This window comes from Rhodococcus sp. NPDC003382 (assembly GCF_053589135.1).
This window is the reverse complement of record NZ_JBSFRH010000002.1, coordinates 63,749-81,559: the sequence shown is the minus strand read 5'-3', so window position 1 is coordinate 81,559 and position 17,811 is coordinate 63,749. Positions and strand designations below refer to the sequence as shown.

Annotated in this window: 18 protein-coding genes; 3 read left to right on the top strand and 15 right to left on the bottom strand. The window is 66.4% G+C overall.

Translation table 11 applies throughout. The features are described 5' to 3' along the window. Positions 1 to 15: 15 nt before the first annotated feature. A complete protein-coding gene (locus ACWDUD_RS02325; RefSeq protein WP_248673872.1) occupies positions 16 to 1,014 on the bottom strand; it encodes an NADPH:quinone reductase in 999 nt (332 codons plus the stop codon). Between the two features lie 91 nt (positions 1,015 to 1,105). On the opposite strand from ACWDUD_RS02325, the gene ACWDUD_RS02320 reads away from it, so the two are divergent. After that, positions 1,106 to 1,696: a methyltransferase family protein gene (locus ACWDUD_RS02320; protein ID WP_248673873.1), complete on the top strand. Its 591-nt coding sequence runs from the start codon at positions 1,106 to 1,108 to the stop codon at positions 1,694 to 1,696. Here the strand turns inward: ACWDUD_RS02320 and ACWDUD_RS02315 are convergent, their stop codons facing one another. After that, positions 1,697 to 2,338: a TetR/AcrR family transcriptional regulator gene (locus ACWDUD_RS02315; RefSeq protein WP_197257993.1), complete on the bottom strand. Its 642-nt coding sequence runs from the start codon at positions 2,336 to 2,338 to the stop codon at positions 1,697 to 1,699. Positions 2,339 to 2,528: 190 nt separating this feature from the next. Between ACWDUD_RS02315 and ACWDUD_RS02310 the strand changes: the two genes are divergently transcribed. Next, positions 2,529 to 3,305 (top strand): hemerythrin domain-containing protein, encoded by a 777-nt coding sequence (locus tag ACWDUD_RS02310; RefSeq protein ID WP_450108207.1) that lies wholly within the window; start codon positions 2,529 to 2,531, stop codon positions 3,303 to 3,305. Positions 3,306 to 3,388: 83 nt separating this feature from the next. On the opposite strand, the gene ACWDUD_RS02305 is transcribed toward ACWDUD_RS02310, so the two are convergent. The 13 genes from ACWDUD_RS02305 to ACWDUD_RS02245 all read right to left on the bottom strand — a co-directional run bounded on the left by ACWDUD_RS02305 (position 3,389) and on the right by ACWDUD_RS02245 (position 16,329). Further along, entirely contained in the window at positions 3,389 to 4,093 is a 705-nt protein-coding gene (locus tag ACWDUD_RS02305; RefSeq protein WP_450108206.1) for a DUF899 domain-containing protein, read from the bottom strand. A 141-nt stretch (positions 4,094 to 4,234) separates the two neighbouring features. Continuing rightward, the gene (locus ACWDUD_RS02300) at positions 4,235 to 4,975 is read right to left on the bottom strand and encodes an SDR family NAD(P)-dependent oxidoreductase (protein WP_450108205.1); all 741 of its coding nucleotides are present in this window, start codon (positions 4,973 to 4,975) and stop codon (positions 4,235 to 4,237) included. A 40-nt stretch (positions 4,976 to 5,015) separates the two neighbouring features. Continuing rightward, positions 5,016 to 5,753 (bottom strand): SDR family NAD(P)-dependent oxidoreductase, encoded by a 738-nt coding sequence (locus ACWDUD_RS02295; RefSeq protein WP_450108204.1) that lies wholly within the window; start codon positions 5,751 to 5,753, stop codon positions 5,016 to 5,018. 59 nt (positions 5,754 to 5,812) lie between these two features. Continuing rightward, positions 5,813 to 6,322, bottom strand: coding sequence for an SRPBCC domain-containing protein (locus ACWDUD_RS02290; RefSeq protein ID WP_450108203.1), 510 nt, complete (start codon positions 6,320 to 6,322; stop codon positions 5,813 to 5,815). 14 nt (positions 6,323 to 6,336) lie between these two features. Further along, positions 6,337 to 7,152 carry a mycofactocin-coupled SDR family oxidoreductase gene (locus ACWDUD_RS02285; protein WP_450108202.1) on the bottom strand — a complete coding sequence of 272 codons (816 nt, stop codon included), beginning with the start codon at positions 7,150 to 7,152 and terminating at the stop codon, positions 6,337 to 6,339. A gap of 31 nt (positions 7,153 to 7,183) precedes the next feature. Beyond that, positions 7,184 to 7,993: a MaoC/PaaZ C-terminal domain-containing protein gene (locus ACWDUD_RS02280; RefSeq protein ID WP_450108201.1), complete on the bottom strand. Its 810-nt coding sequence runs from the start codon at positions 7,991 to 7,993 to the stop codon at positions 7,184 to 7,186. A 52-nt stretch (positions 7,994 to 8,045) separates the two neighbouring features. After that, positions 8,046 to 9,149 (bottom strand): alkene reductase, encoded by a 1,104-nt coding sequence (locus tag ACWDUD_RS02275; protein WP_450108200.1) that lies wholly within the window; start codon positions 9,147 to 9,149, stop codon positions 8,046 to 8,048. Between the two features lie 196 nt (positions 9,150 to 9,345). Continuing rightward, positions 9,346 to 10,389: a 2Fe-2S iron-sulfur cluster-binding protein gene (locus tag ACWDUD_RS02270; protein ID WP_450108199.1), complete on the bottom strand. Its 1,044-nt coding sequence runs from the start codon at positions 10,387 to 10,389 to the stop codon at positions 9,346 to 9,348. Between the two features lie 69 nt (positions 10,390 to 10,458). Beyond that, on the bottom strand, positions 10,459 to 12,108 hold the full coding sequence (locus ACWDUD_RS02265; RefSeq protein ID WP_450108198.1) for a flavin-containing monooxygenase: 1,650 nt from the start codon (positions 12,106 to 12,108) through the stop codon (positions 10,459 to 10,461). A gap of 73 nt (positions 12,109 to 12,181) precedes the next feature. After that, entirely contained in the window at positions 12,182 to 12,907 is a 726-nt protein-coding gene (locus tag ACWDUD_RS02260; RefSeq protein ID WP_450108197.1) for an SDR family NAD(P)-dependent oxidoreductase, read from the bottom strand. Between the two features lie 28 nt (positions 12,908 to 12,935). Beyond that, positions 12,936 to 13,877 carry an alpha/beta hydrolase gene (locus ACWDUD_RS02255; RefSeq protein ID WP_450108196.1) on the bottom strand — a complete coding sequence of 314 codons (942 nt, stop codon included), beginning with the start codon at positions 13,875 to 13,877 and terminating at the stop codon, positions 12,936 to 12,938. 159 nt (positions 13,878 to 14,036) lie between these two features. Continuing rightward, the gene (locus tag ACWDUD_RS02250; RefSeq protein WP_450108195.1) at positions 14,037 to 14,855 is read right to left on the bottom strand and encodes an SDR family NAD(P)-dependent oxidoreductase; all 819 of its coding nucleotides are present in this window, start codon (positions 14,853 to 14,855) and stop codon (positions 14,037 to 14,039) included. Positions 14,856 to 14,952: 97 nt separating this feature from the next. Then, on the bottom strand, positions 14,953 to 16,329 hold the full coding sequence (locus ACWDUD_RS02245; RefSeq protein ID WP_450108194.1) for an MFS transporter: 1,377 nt from the start codon (positions 16,327 to 16,329) through the stop codon (positions 14,953 to 14,955). Positions 16,330 to 16,723: 394 nt separating this feature from the next. Here ACWDUD_RS02245 and ACWDUD_RS02240 point away from each other — a divergent pair, with 394 nt between their 5' ends. Beyond that, on the top strand, positions 16,724 to 17,749 hold the full coding sequence (locus ACWDUD_RS02240; protein WP_450108193.1) for a TetR/AcrR family transcriptional regulator: 1,026 nt from the start codon (positions 16,724 to 16,726) through the stop codon (positions 17,747 to 17,749). Positions 17,750 to 17,811: the final 62 nt, after the last annotated feature.

Sequence of the window (17,811 nt, the reverse complement as noted above, 5' to 3'; positions counted from 1 at the left end):
GCGTCGGCATCCCGTTCAGTTGTCGGGACGCAGCACCAGGCGGGTGCCGCGCGCCTCTCCGGCCTCGAGGCGGCGGTGGGCCTCGCCGGCGGCGCTCAGCGGTAGCTCCTCGATGTGCCGGGGGCGCAGCACCCCGTCGGCGAGCAACGTGGTGACGTGCCGTGCGGCTTCGGCCAGCTCGTCGGTGGTGGCGTTGCTGATCGCGAAGCCGAGCAGACTGCGGTCGCGGGGGTACAGATCGCCTGCCCGGCACTCGAGTTTCCGGTCCATCCCGGCCATCACCACGATCCGGCCACGCAGCGCGAGCAGCTCCAGGGCGTCGGAGAGATCGAGCCGGCCGGACGTGTCGACGAGCACGTCGACACCGTTCGGAGCGGCGGCGCACAGTTGTTCGATCAGGTCGGGAGCTGCATAGTCGAACACCTGCGCCGCGCCCGCCGAACGGCACCATTCGTGGTCCTGCGCGCGCGCCGACGCCAGGACGCTCGCACCGGAGCGCGCAGCCATGGCGGTCAACGCCGAGCCCACATGCCCGGCGCCGCCGGCGACGAACACCGTGTCGACCGCCCGCAGACCGGCATGGGTGTACAGGGCGAGATGCGCGGTCGCCGCGGGGTGCGCGACCGCGACCGCGACGACCGGATCCACCCCTTCGGGCAGCGAATACACCCGTTCGACCGGAGCGGTCGTGTATTCCGAGGTCGGGCCCTGCCGGCCGTCGTGCCCCAGGCTGTTGCACCACACGCGGTCGCCGATGTTCGGGGCCGTCACGTCGGCGCCCCGGTCGACGACGGTGCCGACGACGTCACGTCCGATCACGAACGGGAACGTCACCTCGGTTCGGAATCGTCCGGACCGGACGAAGGTGTCGACGTTGTCGACCGCGACCGCCTCGACCCGCAGGAGCACATCACCGGGGCCGCATCGCGGAACGGGCAACAGGCCGTAGCGAATCGCGTCGACGCCGCCGAGCGATTCGACGTAGGCCGCGTGCATGTGTTCCGGGGCGGGCACGAATCCGATGGTACCGACCGGGCCGGTCCTCTCCGGGTGGTTCGCGAGGGTTCGCGGGCGCCCGATCCGGGCGCGGCGGGATACTCGGACCGTGACCGCTCCGCTGTTCGCCGCCGAGCCCCTGGCCGGGATCGCCCTGGTCGTGGCGCTGGCAGCGTGGATCGTCTCCGAGGTTCTCATCGGGCGGCGGCATCCGCCGTCCGGGACGAACCCGGTCGGCCGCGGAATCGGTGTCGCCGTCGGGCTGGGCCTGGTCGCCGTCTACGTCGGCGGTCCCGTTCTGAGCCTGACCGTCACGGAAACGACGATCACCACCGCGCAGCTGCTCCTTTTCGTTGCCGGACTGGCGATTGCGTTGGCGGGGCAGGGATTCCGGCTGCGCGCGGTGCGGGAACTCGGTGCGTCGTTCACCTTCGAACTGCAGACGGTCGCGGGTCAGCGGGTGATCGACACCGGGCCGTACGCGCGGATCCGGCATCCGTCGTACACGGGAGCTCTGATCTGTGCGCTGGGATTCACTCTCGCATATACGAATTGGCTGGCGCCCCTCACGGTGCTCGCGCTGGCCGCCGCCTATGTGGTGCGGATACCGGCGGAGGAACGCATGCTCGTCGACGCGCTCGGCGACCCCTACCGCCGCTACATCGCCTGCACGTGGCGGCTGATTCCGCACGTGCTCTGATCACGGTGGGCAGAGCGCGGCCACGACCGTTCGCGCCACCCAGTCCGCATACCGGTCGAGTGTCCAACCCCGTTCGAGGACCAGTCGCTCGTAGGTGTCGATCGCCAGATAGTTCCACAGAACATCGCGAACCTCGTCGAGGTCGACGCCGGCACGAAGCTGTCCGGTGGCCAGGAAGTGCCCCCCGAGCATCGTCGCTGCGGTCAGTCCCTCCTCGCTCAGTTGCCGCCACACCGGGGTGAGCGAGTCGTCCACGTGCCGTCCGTCGCGAATGAGGATCTGCACCTTCGCCGATCGTTGCTGCCGGCGGGCCAGGGCGTGGACGAATATCTCGATCTTGCGGCGCACGTCCGGTTCGGCGAACATCGCCTGCTGCTCCGGACGTTCGGCGACCGGCACCGGTTCGTCGTCACCGGCGATCACGAAGTCGAAGACCGCTTTCGCCAGCGCCGCCTTGCTGCCGAAACTCTTGTACAGGCCTTTGACCGAGACACCCGCCCGGTCCGCGATCCCGGCGAGGGTGGTGGCCCGAAAGCCGTCGCGTTCGAACAACTCTTTCGCGGCCACGACCACGGCGCGACGTCGCGCGCGGGCCTGTTCCTGCCTGCCGGAGGAGTCGTATCGCCTCTTGACTTCGGCCATCACCGCTCCGATAATTTGGGTACAACCTGATTGAACTCAATATATCAGGTCCGCCACCGCGAACTCCGCCACCGCATCCCTGAACATCGGAGCAATTTGTCGAGCCTTTGCAGAAGAGGCGTAATCCGTTGTGCGGCAGAAGACTTCCGTGAATTCGAGGGGCTGAGCGGACGAAGGAAAGGAGAGAGCCATGGACATGGAGCGTCATGAGCCCGCCGATACCCGAAGCATGGGAATCGTCCACAGCGCTCTGCGTCGCGATCTGGAACGAACCCGGCTGGTACTGGTGTCCGAATCACCACCCGACGAGCGACGCCGACGAGAGCTCGCCGACCACATCGTGTGGATGATGCGTGCCCTGCACTTGCACCACACCGCCGAGGATGCCGGACTGTGGCCGCTGATCCGGGCCAGGAGTCCCTCCGCGAGTGCACTGCTCGACGAGATGGCGACCGACCATCGGCGGATCGCTCCCGCGATCACCGCTGTGGAGGACGCTGCCCGGGCCTACCGCGTAGATGGGGGCGCGCGGGAACGGTTGCTCGGCGCGCTGGCCGGGCTCAACGAGGTCCTGTTGCCGCACCTTCGGCGTGAAGAACTCGAGATGATGCCGGTCGTCGGCGCCACCCTCACCACAGCCGAGTACCTCGCCGTCGAGAACGAGTACTTCGTCAAACCGAAGGGCATCGTCGAGCTGGGAGCCGAAGGACCTTGGATCGTCGACGGCGCCACCCCGGAGGACCGCGATGTGATCCTGCACGTCATCCCCGCCGTCCCGCGCTTCGTTCTCATGCAGACCTTCGGCCGGAGATACCGCCGCAAGGCTGCGAGGTTGTGGAGCGATGGACCGGCGGCGGCTGTACGCCCGCTGAAGGTCTCACCGGGGCGGGACGATGTCGCTTCGGTGGAGCCGAGCCCCCTGCGGGACGGAACCGGCCGGATCGGCAGCCGAAATCTCGCCGATTAGTTCGATCAGTTCGATTGGATTGTGTCGGAAAGTGATTCGGACTCACCTCCACGTGGGGGAGCGGCGCCGCTACGCGGCGAACCTTACCGGGCGTCTGTGCCCGGACCGTAGAGCCGCGCCACGTCGGGGGAGTCGAGCCACTTGGAGTAGGTGGGCGATTGCGGCCATCCCTCGGGGGAGTCCTGCCATTCCTCCTGCCGGCCCCACGGCAGGATGTCGAGCAGGGCGAAGGTGTAGCTGAGCTGTTCGGTGCCGCGGCCGGTGGTGTGCCAGGTGCGGTAGACCTTGTCGCCGTCGCGGAGGAACACGTTGACCGCGAAGTCGCCGCCGGGCGGCGCGTCGACGTCGGCGCCGAACGAACTCTCCGAGGACGAGTACCAGTCCATCCTGTTGCCGACCTTGGCCTTGTAGGCCAGGGCCTCGTCGATGGGCCCGTTGGTGACGATGACCATGCGGGCGTCGTAGTTGTCGAGGATGCCCAGCCGGGTCCACTGCGTGGAGAGGCTCGTGCATCCGCCGCACTGCCACTCCGCGCCGTCGGACCACATGTGGTGGTAGACGATGAGTTGCGAGTGGCCCTGGAACACGTCGACGAGGCGAATCGGGCCGTCCGGGCCGATCAGCGTGTAATCGGGCAGTTCGACCATCGGCAGCCTGCGGCGCTGCGCCGCGATGGCGTCGAGTTCACGGGTGGCGGCCTTCTCCCGTCTGCGCAGGTCGTCGAGCGCTTCCCGCCAGGTCTGCCGGTCGACGATCGGAGGTAGGGCACGGGCGGTCTGCTGGGTCATGATCTCTCCCCAGGGGTCGAATGGATCTCTTCTCCAGTGTCGACCGGTTTCGGACCCGAAAGTCATCGCGGCGCCCGTCGAGACCCGACGCAGGCCGGGGAGGTGGCCGGCACGACCACTCGTGCCGGCCACCCTCGAGTGCTATTGCGCGGTGTATCCGCCGTCCACGACGAACTCGCCACCCGTGATGAACGATGCCTCGTCGCTCGCCAGGAAGGCAACGAGTCCGGCCACTTCGTCCGAGGTGCCGAGCCTGCCCATCGGGGTCACCGCGACCATGTGCTCGTGTCCCTGGTCCCCGAGGGTGGGAGTGTCGATGAATCCGGGATGTACCGAGTTCACGCGGACACCTTCCTTGGCCCACGCGATCGCGGTGTTCTTGGACAAGGTCCGCACGGCGCCCTTCGCGGCCGCGTACGCCGGTGCGGACCCGAAGCCTCCGACGATGCCGAACATCGAACTGACGTTGACGACCGAACCGTAGCCGGACGACTTCAGAGCGGAGCTTGCCGCACGCTGACCGAGGAAGACGCTGGTCTGCGTCACCGCGATGACACGGTTGTAGAGCTCCGTAGCGGTGCCCTCGATCAGGTCCGGATGGGCGATACCCGCGTTGTTCACCAGGATTCCCAGGGAACCGAAGGTGTCGACCGTCTCGGCGATTGCCCCGTCCCATTCGGCTTCGGACGAGACATCCAGGTGTCGGTACACGGCACGGCCGCCGCCGGCCACGATCGACTGCGCAACAGCGGAACCCAGGTCGTCCTGGATGTCGGCGACGACGACGGTGCCTCCCTCGGCGGCGAACCGTTCCGCAACCGCACGGCCGATGCCGCTCGCGGCGCCGGTCACCAATGCCACCTTGTTCTCGAACCGATTCATCGACTCGCTTCCTTCTCGCGGAGTTTCTTCCGGGGCTGTGTCAGATTCCGACTGCGACTCGGCCCGCGGTGGCGCCTCCGTCGACGATCAGATCGTGCCCGGTGACGTAGTTGGCGTCGTCCGAGGCGAGGTACAGGATTCCCGTGGCCATCTGGGACGGATTCGCGGCGTATCCGATGGGCTGGAGCTTGTCGAGGACCTCGACGATGCCCTCCACGTCCGGAACCATGCCGCTCAGCATCGTCCCGGGCGAAATCGTGTTCACCCGAACACCCTTGGGTGCGAGTTCGAGGGCGCAGGCCTTGGACATTGCTACCACGGCCGCCTTCGTACCGCAGTAGACGGCCATGCCCTCGGTGGGCAGGTACCCGCCGTTCGAGGCCGTGTTGACGATGACACCGGAACCTTTTTCCGCCATCACACGGCCTGCCGCCCGCGTCCCGTAGAAGATCCCCCCGAAGTTCACGGCAACCACGCGTTCGAAATCCTCGTTCGTCGTGTCGAGAAGCGGTGCGGCGGAGTGGACTCCGGCGTTGTTGCACATCACGTCGAGTCGCCCGTACTTGGCGACGGTGCCGGAGACCAGCGCCTCGACCTCGGCCGGGTTGCCGACGTCGGTGCGGACGAATTCGGCGCCGATCGCCTGCGCTGCCGCCTCACCCGCCTCCTGGTTGACGTCCGCCATCACCACGCGAGCGCCCTCGGCGACCATCAGTTCGGCGGTCGCTCGGCCGAGGCCGGAGGAAGCACCGGTGACGATGACGATCTTGTCCTGCATGCGGTTTGCCATATGTCGGCCTTTCGAGTGGTCGTGCGGTGGGGTGATCGGCGTCTGCGTCACACGGACTGCGGGTCGAGGCGGCGCTCGGCGAAGACCGCCTCGCTGCGCTTCTTCAGCGCGACAGCGGTGTCGTCGAAGGCGCGCTTCACCCACGCACCGCTGTCGGCCATGATCTGGTGTGCTTCCTCGCCGAGGAAAGCGTCGGTGGAGTAGTAACGGCACCGGGTCTCGTCGATCGGCTCGATGACCTGATCGCGCCGAGCGGCCTGCGCGGAGACCTCGGTGGGTCGCAGTTCCCACGACAGCAGACGCTCCGGCACCACCGCGCAGACGTATTCGGTGTACGGGAAGGTCTCCGTGGCTCCCGAGTAGTCGGCCAGTGTCATGTTCACCGGCGCACCGATTTCCAGTGTCGATTCCACCGCGATGCAGAAGGGGTTCCAGTTCGGGTAGTTGCCGAGGTCGGTGAGGACCTCCCAGACGACACTCGCGGGGGCGTCGATCTCGACCTCGACGGAGCGAACAGTGGTAGCGGAATCGTATTGGGGGATAGGCAGTTCGGTCATCGGTCCTCCGATAGTCAGCGAATGAGGGTTCCCAGGTCGACCGGAATCTGGGCTCCGGTGATGTGACGGGCTTCGTCGGACAGCAGCCAGGCGACGGTTCCGGCGATGTCCTCCGCGTCGGTTGCCGCGTCCGGAAGGGCGTTCATGAAGATCGGGCCGAGGGTGTCGGCGTGCTCGGCGATCATCTGCTGCATCTCGACGGGCTGCATGTCGGTGGTCACCCCGGCGGGGTGAACGGTGTTGACGCGGATGCGGTGCTGCCCGAGTTCGTTCGCGAGCGTCTTGCACAGGCCGACGACGCCGTGCTTGCTGGCCGAATAGGCGGCGACGAACGGCAGTCCGCGCAGGCCTGCCACCGAACTGGTCATGACGATGGCACCGCCGCGGCCCCGCTCGAGCAGGATCGGCACGGCCGCTTTGACGGTGTGGAAGACCCCGGTCAGGTTGATGTCGATGGTCTCCTTCCACTGCTCGAGGGCGTGCTCCCAGGTGGTGGCGGCGGTGCAGACACCTGCGTTGGCGACGACGACGTCGAGACCGCCGAGTTCGGCAACGCCCGCGGAGAGCGCCTGCTGGAGTGCGTCGAAGTCACGGACGTCGACCTCGCGGGCGACGATGCGCCGGCCGAGTGCTTCGACCTCCTTGACGGTCACGGCCAGATCGTCCGGCGTGGCGCCTGGATATGCGGGGTATTCGAGCGGCTTGCAGATGTCGACGGCGATGATGTCGGCGCCTTCACTTGCCAGTCGCACGGCTTCGGCGCGGCCCTGCCCGCGGGCGGCTCCGGTGATGAACGCGATCTTGCCTTCGAAGCGGCGTGTGCTCGTCATGATGTTCCTTCGGTAGTGATTGTGGTCGGTATCAGGCGAAGGACGCGTGGCCACCGGTCAGGACGGCACCGCCGTCGGTCGTGACGTCGAAGCGCGCGTCGGTCGCATCGCCCCACGCGCGGACCTGTGCGATGTCGCCGGGGAAGACGGGTGCCGCGAAGCGGCCGGACAGGGATTTCAGATCGGCCGGGTGGGTGCCGAGCATCTCCGCGAGAGGCAGCGTGGTCGCGGCGAGCGTGCACATCCCGTGCAGGATGGGGCGCGGCTGTCCGATGCGCGCTGCGGCGTCGGGATCGATGTGGATGTGGTGCCGGTCGCCGGTGAGCCGGTAGAGCGCGGCTTGATCGGGGCTGGTGGTGAAGGTGCCGACCACGGTCGGTTCTCCCTCGGGCGCAGACGGCGCCGAGGGACCGCGGTCGCCACCGAAGCCGCCGGCGCCGGGCGCGAACAGCGACCAGGTCGCGACGAAGTGGTCGCTTTCGACGACGACTTCGAACACCGCCGCGCGACCCTTGTCCCAGACCTCTCCGACTCGCGCCGACATGGTGATCTCCCCGGACCGAGGCAGCGGGGCGAGGACGTCGAGGCTCTGCGAGCCGTGCAGAGCGGTCTTCGTGTCGAACGCACCGAGAGCGCCCAGCGCATCGGGTGCCCACTGTGCCAGGGTCAGGGCGAAGGTGGGCAGGACGCGGAGTCGGTCCTCGAAGACCAGGTCGAGGTCGGTGGCGTGGGCGCCGACCGCCAGCGCGTACAGGATGGCGTCGCGCTCGTCGTAGCCGACCACTCGGGTGCCCAGGTCGTGGCCACGCCACCGGGTGGGGGTCGACGTCGTTTCGGTCATCGATGGAGGTCCCTTCTGGTGTTGGCGGCGCGCGTGTGCCCGGTCTGTCGGGTCACACGGTCGCCGGGGTGAATCGCGGGTAGTCGAGGTAGCCCTCGGCACCCCCGCCGTAGTAGGTGTTCGGGTCCGGTGCCGTCAGCGGCCACCCGTTCTGCAGGCGTGCGACGAGATCGGGGTTCGCGATGAACGGTTGCCCGAAGGCGGCGAGGTCGATCAGGTCCCGCTCGATCAGTTCGTCGGCGTACTCCTGGGTCATTCCCCCAGCGAGGATGATCGTTCCGCGGAACCGGGCACGGAAGGTGGTGAGGAAGTCGGTGTCGAGAAGCCGACCGCCGGCGGGACGCTGGTCGATGAGGTGAATGTAGGCGAGGTCGCGGCGCGACAGTTCCGCGGCCAGGTACAGATAGGTCTCTGCTGCTTCGGGATAGGCGGGCATGTCGAACAGTTCGCTGAACGGCGAGAGGCGGATCCCGACTCGGGCGGAACCGAGTACGTCGATCACGGCGTCGACCGTCTCGAGCAGGAAACGGGCGCGATCGGTGTAGGAGCCGCCGTATCGGTCGGATCGGGTGTTGGTCGCGGGGTTGAGGAACTGTTCGAACAGGTAGCCGTTGGCTCCGTGCAACTCGACACCGTCGAAGCCGGCCACCTCGGCATTGGTTGCCGCACTTGCGAAATCGTCGACCACGCGACCGACTTCCACGGTGCTCAGCGGGCGGGGATCGCTGACGTCGACGAAGCCGACGTTCCCGTCGTCGTCGAACGCGAAGATCTTGCTCTCCGGAGCGGGCACGGCGCCTGCACTGACGGGTTGTTCGCCTTCCGGCTGGAGGGAGGCGTGCGACAACCGGCCGACGTGCCAGAGCTGGGCGAAGATCCGCCCACCCTCGCTGTGGACGGCGTCGGTGACCGAGTGCCATCCGGCGACCTGCGCCGGCGACCAGATACCCGGGACGTACACGTAGCCTTGCGCTTCCGGGGAGATCGGTGTGCCTTCGGTGACGATCAGTCCGGCGGTCGCCCGCTGGCGGTAGTACTCCGCCGTCTCCGCGTTGGGGATGGTGTCGACGCACCGTGCCCGCGTCATGGGCGCCATCACGAGACGATTGTCGAGGACGAGTTCACCGAGCCGATGGGTGTCGAACAACCGAGTCAACGCTGTCTCTTTTCTGGAGGAGGTCTACCGCGGCGCAGAACGCGATCGGGTCGTGATTCCCGGATACCGATGCGCGACGAAATGATCACGAAAATGGTTGGAGCAAAACATATTTCGCTCGACGGGCCGTGATGGAGATCACTGTAGCCGCTGGCCATGTCAGCGTCAATACATGCGGCCCGCCGAGCGAACGGCGTCAGAACTCGATCTCGATCGGGCCCGAGTCGGGGCGCGCCTGGCATCCGAGGATGTAACCCTCGGCGATATCGGAGGGATCGAGGATGTCCGACTTCTCCATCACGACCTTGCCCGAAACCACCGTGCACGCGCAGGATCCGCACTCACCCGATCGGCAGGAGAACGGGACGTCGACACCGCGGTCCAGCAATACGTCGACGAGGGTGTTGCCGCTCGGCCACTCGAACCGATGCGACTCGCCGTCCAGGTGTACGACCGTCTCGACCGCCGAAGCCGGATCGCCGTCGACGATCGGCCGGGGAGCTTCGAAGGGATCGCCCGAGATCGAGACGAATACCTCCTGATGGAAGCGCTCTGCCGGAATATCGGCCGCGCGCACTCCTTCGGCCACACTGTCCATGAACGGACCGGGGCCGCAGACGAACACCTCGCGCGAGGAATGGTCCGTCGCCAGTGCCGCGAACCTCTCCCGGGTCGGGATGCCGTGGACGTCGTCGAACCAGTAGTGGATCGCCAGACGATTGCCGAACTTCGCGGCGTAGTCCTCGAGTTCGCTGTGGAAGATCACCGAGTTGCGGTCGCGATTGGCGTAGAACAGTACGACCGAACGATCGGACCGGAGCAGGGCGGTCTTCAGGATCGAGATGATCGGTGTGATGCCACTTCCTGCCGCGAACAGCAGGAAGTCGTTCGTGAAGTCCGCCGGCGTGAAACGGCCCGAGGGTGGCAGGACGGTGAGGAAGTTCCCGGGCTCCACGTTGTCGCACAACCAGTTCGACCCGTATCCGTCGGCGGTGCGTTTGACGGTGACCTTCAACTCGTCGTCGATGCCGGGGGCGCTGGACAGCGAATACGACCGGGCCACATGTCCGGTGCGCTCGCTCGGTATCCGGACGGTCAGGAACTGCCCGGGCCGGTACGCGAAGAGTTCACAAGAGGTCTCCGGCGTGCGCAGGACGATCGACTTCGAATCCGGGGTCTCTTCGATGACGTCGGTGACGGTCAGCTCGTAACCGACACCGACGGTCTGCAAGGTGCTCACTTTCGGTCGCCTGCGCTCTCCGTTGACTACTTGTGTTCGTGAATCTACCTGTGGGGCCGATGGTTCGACTCAGGTCAGGGGTACCCGCTGCTTCTTCTCGAATCCGGTGTACCCCTCGTCCGCGGCGCGGGTGCACCAATCGGAATAGCTCTGGAAACCGCCGACGTACATCAGCAGCACGCGCGGCTTGCCGGGGATGTTCGCACCCGTGTACCAGGAGTCGGTACGGGCATGCATCGTACGCGAGGCCGCGGTGTCGACTTCGGCCGCCCACTCGCTCTCCTGTGCGGGGGTGGCGCCGAAACGGGAGATCCCGTTCTCCTCGACGTGATCGATGGTCCGCAGGATCCAATCGACCTGCCACTCACCGGTGGTGATCATCTGCGCCAGAACGGACGGGCTCCCGGGGCCGTGCACCATGAACAGGTTCGGGAAACCGGCGGTCATCAGGCCGAAGACGGTCCTCGGTCCGTCGGCCCAGTGGTCGGCGAGCCGTGCTCCGTCGACGCCGGTCACGTTCATCCGCAGCATCGAACCGGTCATCGCGTCGAATCCGGTCGCGAAGATGATCACGTCGAGTTCGTACTCGGACTCGGTGGTCCGAAGCCCCGACTCGGTGATCTCCTCGATGGGGTGGGTCCTCACGTCGATCAGGGTCACGTTGTCCCGGTTGAACGTCTCGTAATAGCCGGAGTCGATGCAGATCCGCTTGCCGCCGATCGGATAGGTCTTCGGGCACAGGAGTTCTGCGGTTTCCCGGTCGCGGACGATGGCCCGGATCTTGTTGCGCACGAACTCGGCGAGAATTGCGTTCGCTTCCGGATTGCTGGAGGTGTCGGTGAACGTCCGGATGAAGTCGAGTCCGTTCCGAGCGTTCCACGCGCGCTCCATGACTTCTTCGCGCTCCTCTTCGGTGTAGTCGAAGATCGAACGCTGCTCGGCGACATTGCTCATGAGCACTGCGCCGTGGGTGTCGAGGATCTGCTTGCGTCGCTCGGGATAGTTGGCCTTCCATTCCTGCTGGTATTCCGGATCCAGTTTCCGGTTGCGTGAGGGAAGGCTGAAGTTCGGGGTCCGTTGGAAGACCGTGAGGTGCTCGGCGACCGCAGCGACCTCGGGGGTGATCTGGATGCCGGTGGAACCGGTGCCGATCAGACCCACTCGCTTACCTGCGAGCTCGACGCCCTCCTTGGGCCACCGCGAGGTGTGGTACGCCTGACCGCGGAAACGGTCCAGGCCGGGCCAGTCGGGGACGTTGGAGACGTCGAGACTGCCGGTGGCCGCGATCACGTACTTGGCGACGAAGCGGTCGCCCGATGCGGTACCGACATGCCATTCGTCCGTGGACTCGTCGAAGGTCAGTGCGTCGACACGGGTCTCGAAACGGATGTCCTCGCGCAGGTCGAAGCGATCGGCGACGTGATTCGCGTATGCCTCGAGATCCGGCTGCGGCGAGAAGTGCTCCGACCACGACCATTCCTGCTGGAGATCGTCGTCGAAGGAGTACGAGTACTGCATGGACTCGATGTCCACGCGGGCGCCGGGGTAGCGGTTCCAGTACCAGGTGCCGCCCACACCGTCGCCTGCTTCCAGGCAGACGACCCGACGGCCCTGCTGACGGAGACGGTGCAGCGCGTACATTCCGCTGAATCCCGCGCCGATGACGACGACGTCGAAGCGTTCGGCGGTGCGGCCGGCTTCCGGGGTCGAGGTGGACATGTTCCTCCAAGGATCGGATCTGCTGCAGCGGCGCGGCGGGGCGCCTTGCTGAGGAGTTTGGGAGTGGAGACTGCTACCCGAGCAGGGAGCCGCCATCCGCGACGACGTCGGTGCCGTTGACGAAGGACGCGTCGTCCGAGGCGAGGAAGACCACGACGTTCGCGGTCTCCTGTGGGTCGGCCTGACGCTTGAGGCCGGTCGGGGTCTCGGCGGAGGCGGTCGTCGGCGACATGTCGGTGCGAATGTTGCCGGGCAGCACGGCATTCACCCGGATCTTCGACGGTTCGAGCTCGATCGCGGCGGTCCTCGTCAGTCCGCGCAGAGCCCACTTGGACATGCTGTACGCGCCGTGTCCTGCGTAGGACGTAGTTCCGGCGAGCGACGACACGTTGACGATCGATCCGCCACCTCGGGCACGCATCGCGGGGGTGACGGCCTGGATGCCGAGGAACGGTCCGTGCAGGTTGACGGCGAGGACCTTGTCGAGGTCGGCAACTGTCTCGTCCTCCAGCAACTGCTTGCGGTAGATCGCCGCATTGTTGACGAGGACGTCGAGCCCGCCGAACGTCGATTCGGCCAGCGCCACAGCGTCGGCCCAGTCTGCCTCGACCGTCACGTCGAGATGTGTGTAGACGACGGACTCGCCGAGGTCGTCGGCGACGGTCTTTCCCAGGTCGTCGAGAACGTCGCCGATCACGAGCGAGCAGCCTTCGCGTGCCAGGGTCCGAACGATCTGTTCGCCCTGTCCGCGTGCGCCACCGGTGACGATCGCGACCTTTCCTTCGAAGCGGTGCGGCATGATTCTCCGATTCCGGGATGCTCGTGGTTCAGCTGTTCAGTGCTCGCCGGATGGCGGCTGTGTAGTCGGCGTCGATCCGCTGGGAGATCGCAGCCTGCGGGAACACTCCGGACGATCCGTGGAACGTTCCGGGGTAGAGATGCAGCTCGGTCGCCACGCCTGCCTGCGTCAACCGCTGGGCGTAGTCGATCCCTTCGTCGCGGAGCGGATCGAAGGAGGTGACCGCGATGTAGGCCGGGGGCAACCCGCTGAGGTCGGTGGCCCGCGCGGGGGCGGCGTATGCCGAGGTGGCGGTCCGGTCGGCGTCGGCTCCCAAGTAGTGGCGCCAGCTGTCGATTCCGTTCTGCCGGTTCCACAACGGGGAATCGATGTATTCGGTGGCAGAGGTCGTGAGCAGGCGGTCGTCGAGGACGGGGGAGTCCAGCGCCTGGAAGATCACAGCAGGTCCACCGGTGTCGCGGGCCTTGAGTGCAACTGCCGCGGCGAGTCCGGCGCCGGCGCTGATTCCGGCGAGGACGATCCGGGTCGGGTCGATCCCCAGGTCGTTGTCGCCGGCGACCCAGGTCAGAGCGTCGAACGCGTCGTCGAACGGTGTGGGGAAGGCGTGTTCCGGAGCGAGTCGATAGTTGACGGAGACCACCACCGCGTCCAGGCTCGCGGCGAGGGCCGACGGAACCCGGACGTCGGTTGTGGCGTCGCCGAAGACGAACCCGCCGCCGTGGAAGTAGACGACGCACGGGAGTGGTTGCGCGGTGCGCTCTTCCGGTTCGAACACGACGAGGCCGATGTCGGAGCCGTCGGCTGCGGGTGCGGTTCGGTGGTGCACTGCGACGCCTGCGGGTACGGCCGTCATCGGATCTTCGGTCCTCATGGACCGGATGACTGCGCGCGCCTTCTCGGCGTCGGCGACGTCGAGTTCGGGGAGGAATCCCATCATCGGCCGGTATTCGGGATCGACGGCGTAGGACATCGATTCCTCTCCTTGTGCGCTAGGAACGAGTGCTCCGGTCGACCGCGACCGGAACTGTGTGACGTGACTGCGATCACTGCGGCTGAGAGAACTGTAGCCATTGGCTACTTTCTCGTCAACCATCAATCGTGATGTTTCCCGGAGCAGGCTCGCTTCGACTCAGAAACCCGACATGTCGTAGGGGTATTTGTTGGTGGCTCCGCCGTCCACGACCATCACCTGGCCGGTGATCGTCCGGGCGAGGTCACTCACGAGGAAGGTCAGGGCGCTCGCGACGTCGGCCGGCAGCGTCAACCGCTGGAGCGGAATCTGGGTGCGGGTGTTCTCGAGTGCCTCGGAGTCGAGCACTGCCGAGATCCGCGGTGTGACGACGAATCCGGGGGCCACCGCATTGACGCGAACACCGAACGGCCCCAATTCGATCGATGCGGACCTGACCAGTGAGCCGAGCGCCGCCTTGTAGACGCCGTAGGCGGCGTGCACCGGAGAGCTGCCGATACCGGAGACCGACGAGACGAACGTGACGGACCCTTCGCCGCGGTCGCGCAGCCGGCGACCGAAATGCCGCAGCGTGAGCACCGCGTGACGCAGGACGATGGACTCTTCCCAATGCCAGTCGTCGTCGCTGATGTCGAGCAAGGGTCCGTAGCGAGCCATGCCGATGACGTCCACGACGCCGTCGATCTCACCCACCCGCTCGGCCAACGCGGCCATGTCGGAGTTGTCGGTGGCATCGACCTGCTCCGAGGTGGCCCGGGAACCGAGCTCGGCGCACACCGCGTCGGCGCGGTCCCGGTCCACGTCGACGACGATCACCTCGGCACCGAGCTGGGCGAGGGCGTGGGAGACCTGTCGTCCCATTCCCTGCCCGCCACCGAGTACGAGGTAGCGGCGTTGTGAGAGATCGAATCGACTGCGGTAATCGATGATCCGGTCGCTCTCGGCGGGACCGTGCGGCGGCGCGGAATCCTGGGACATGGGTACTCCGATCGGGAGAACGGGAGGCCTCGGGGCCGTGGTGTGATGGGCGTGGCCCCGATGCGTGCGGGTGCATCGGGGCCACGATCGGTACGTGTCAGACCATCTTCGGAGCCGGGGAAGGCTCCTCGACCGGCTCCGCGTCGACGGATTCGGTGTCGCCCGTGATGAGCGAGGCCTCGGGTGCTGCGCTGCTGTTGCTGTTCGGCATGGTGGCAATCACCACGATGCCCAGAAGTGCTGCAGCGCCGACGACGCCGGAGGCGGCGTAGGGATTGCCCGTGATCGCGGTGAACTTCCCTGCGAGATAGGGGCCGAGGCCTCCACCGATCGCCGAGCCGAGACCGAATCCGATGGCAGCGCCCGTGTAGCGGACCGCGGCAGGGAAGGCCGACGTGAGCGTCGCGTAGACGGGGACGGCGGAGGCTCCGGCCAGTCCGACGAGGAGCATGTGACCGGCAGCGGTGACGATCAGGTTTCCGCCGGTGGCCTTCATGAAGTACATGATCGGGAACATCGTGACCAGAATCGTGCCCAGCCCGATGATCATGGTGTTCCTGCGGCCGGTCCTGTCGATCAGGAAGCCGGCGCCGAAGCCGATGACGATCGCGAAGGTCGATCCGGCGGTGGCGATCCAGGCGGTGACGCCCGGGGCCATATCGACCTCCTGCTGCAGGAACAGCGGCATGTATGCCGGAACCACGTACCCGATCGCGAGTACCGAGGTGCTGAGTGCGATCACTCGGAGCAACGTCGCGGGGTACCGCGTGACAACCGAACGCACGGGGGAGGACTGAACCTTGTGCGTACCGGCGAGTTCCTGGAAATCGGGCGATTCCTCCAGTCGCTTGCGCAGATACAGCACGTACAGCATCAACGGCAGCGACATCAGGAGCGGGATCCGCCAGCCCCAGTCGGCCATCGTCTCTTCGGAAGTCAGGGAGGTGGTGAGGGCGACGGCCAGGGGAGCGAGGGCACTGCCGAATGCGAATCCCACCGGGGTCATCGCACTCAGGATGCCGTAGTTCTTGGCGGAAGCGTGTTCGGTGACGAACGTGGCCGAACCCATCTGTTCGCCGCCGGCGAAGAATCCCTGCAGCATACGAGTGAGTACGAGCAGGACCGGGGCCACGATTCCGACGCCGGCGTGCGTCGGCAGGAGACCCATGAGGATGGTGGCACCGCCCATGCCGGAGATCGTGAGGATCAGCGCGAAGCGACGACCGTATCGGTCACCGATCCGGCCGAAGACGACGCCGCCGATGGGGCGTGCGAGGAATCCGGTGCCGAGAACCGCGAGCGAGCTCAGGATTCCGGCCGCGGGGTTGTCGCTGGGAAAGAACAGCGGCGACAGATAGGCGATGAGAAAAGTGAAGACCATGAAGTCGTAGGCTTCGACGGCAGTTCCGAAGAAGCCTGCGAGCGACGCCTTGCGGACCAGGTTTCGCGCAGGCGCGATCTCGGGTGAGTTCATATCGATCCTGTTCGGTTGTGTCCTCCGGTGTACTCACCGAGGAAAGTTCGGTTCCGACTCGTTGCAGGCGGGTCTCGTGAGCGGACCGCGCAGATGTCGAGGCCTCCGCGACGACGGAGGCGCATGTACTTCCGATTCACGTTCGACGGACCTCGGCGACCGCCTGCAGTCGTGCCGGGCCACCGCCGACCCAGTGACTGTCGTCACAGTAGCCATTGGCTACGTCTGCGTCAATATGGGTGCGCGAGTTGTTCGACCCGATGGGATGACACGGCCTGGGAGATCCGCAAGGATGGGATGCGACATCGGAACACCGATCCGTCACCGCCGGTGCCGGCATTCGGATTCGCCACGCGAATCTTCCTGTCGCCGATCATGATAGGGTCTGCGTCATATGGAGCACCTCAGTAAGGCCGCCGCCCTCGCCGACGACGTCTGGACCACGCCGCAGGTGGCGAGCTTCCTGGGTATCAGTCGTCAGGCGATCAACAAGCGTGTCCGGAGCCGGAAGATGCTCGGATATGCGGGCGACGGGGTGACGCTCTTTCCGGTGTGGCAGTTCGACACGGAGAATCACAGGATCCACCCCGAGGTCCCGGAGCTCCTCGCGGCTTTCGACGAGAAGATCGAACCTGCTGCCATCGCCCTGTGGGCGATCACGAAGGTCGACGGATTCGATCTGACGCCGGCCGAGCTGCTGCTGGACCCTGACACCGAGGACGACGTGCTGCGGTTGGCCGGCACCTACACGGCCGACTCGATCGAGGAGAATCCGGCGCTGCAGGTCGAGACCGACTCCGAGTCTGCGAAGAAGGTCGCAGAGTGGAGGCCGACCCGCCCGGGTACGTCCGGAGCGCAGGAGGCCATCCTTCTCGCCGCCGCGGACCTCTTCGCACGCAAGGGTCCTGCGAAGGTGACGCTCCGGGAGGTCGCCGCTGCCGCGGATGTGTCGTACGGGCTGATCCACCGGTTCTATCGCACCAAGGAGAACCTGCTGGTGGCGGTGATGGAACTGCTGGTCGGCTACGGCGGCGAGCGTCTGTCCGGGGAGAAGGACGTGTACGACGCCATCGACAACTCCATCGGCGCCGATCTCGATTCCGGCCAGTTCGGCCGGATGCTGATGTGGTCGATCTTCGAAGGAATCGAGCCGGATCGATTGCTCGGAGAAGCGCGTGCGAGAGGCTACCGCACGCACATCGACGCACTCTGGAAGGACCCGGTCGAGCCGCACGTGCGTGCCGAGTTCGATTCGAGCGTGGTGGCGGCACTGATCGGTGTCGTCGGGTCGGCGTGGGATCTGTACGAGCCGTACATGATCGAGCTCGCCGACAGGCGGTGGCGTAGCCGGGAGGATCTGCGGCAGGAAGTCACCGAGCTGCTCAAGCTCCTCGTGTACGCGGCCCGACCCAACCGCTGACCCCAGAAGACACGAAAACAGGCGGAAGACCCCGAAGGGGCCTTCCGCCTGTGTCGTCGAGG

What these genes read in the sequence shown, in the direction of transcription:
- ACWDUD_RS02250 (WP_450108195.1), bottom strand. Translation starts at nt 14,855, where the DNA reads ATGTCCCAGGATTCCGCGCCGCCGCACGGTCCCGCCGAGAGCGACCGG.
- ACWDUD_RS02240 (WP_450108193.1), top strand. Translation starts at nt 16,724, where the DNA reads ATGGAGCACCTCAGTAAGGCCGCCGCCCTCGCCGACGACGTCTGGACC.
- ACWDUD_RS02260 (WP_450108197.1), bottom strand. Translation starts at nt 12,907, where the DNA reads ATGCCGCACCGCTTCGAAGGAAAGGTCGCGATCGTCACCGGTGGCGCA.
- ACWDUD_RS02315 (WP_197257993.1), bottom strand. Translation starts at nt 2,338, where the DNA reads ATGGCCGAAGTCAAGAGGCGATACGACTCCTCCGGCAGGCAGGAACAG.
- ACWDUD_RS02295 (WP_450108204.1), bottom strand. Translation starts at nt 5,753, where the DNA reads ATGCAGGACAAGATCGTCATCGTCACCGGTGCTTCCTCCGGCCTCGGC.
- ACWDUD_RS02290 (WP_450108203.1), bottom strand. Translation starts at nt 6,322, where the DNA reads ATGACCGAACTGCCTATCCCCCAATACGATTCCGCTACCACTGTTCGC.
- ACWDUD_RS02280 (WP_450108201.1), bottom strand. Translation starts at nt 7,993, where the DNA reads ATGACCGAAACGACGTCGACCCCCACCCGGTGGCGTGGCCACGACCTG.
- ACWDUD_RS02310 (WP_450108207.1), top strand. Translation starts at nt 2,529, where the DNA reads ATGGACATGGAGCGTCATGAGCCCGCCGATACCCGAAGCATGGGAATC.
- ACWDUD_RS02305 (WP_450108206.1), bottom strand. Translation starts at nt 4,093, where the DNA reads ATGACCCAGCAGACCGCCCGTGCCCTACCTCCGATCGTCGACCGGCAG.
- ACWDUD_RS02265 (WP_450108198.1), bottom strand. Translation starts at nt 12,108, where the DNA reads ATGTCCACCTCGACCCCGGAAGCCGGCCGCACCGCCGAACGCTTCGAC.
- ACWDUD_RS02300 (WP_450108205.1), bottom strand. Translation starts at nt 4,975, where the DNA reads ATGAATCGGTTCGAGAACAAGGTGGCATTGGTGACCGGCGCCGCGAGC.
- ACWDUD_RS02285 (WP_450108202.1), bottom strand. Translation starts at nt 7,152, where the DNA reads ATGACGAGCACACGCCGCTTCGAAGGCAAGATCGCGTTCATCACCGGA.
- ACWDUD_RS02255 (WP_450108196.1), bottom strand. Translation starts at nt 13,877, where the DNA reads ATGTCCTACGCCGTCGATCCCGAATACCGGCCGATGATGGGATTCCTC.
- ACWDUD_RS02245 (WP_450108194.1), bottom strand. Translation starts at nt 16,329, where the DNA reads ATGAACTCACCCGAGATCGCGCCTGCGCGAAACCTGGTCCGCAAGGCG.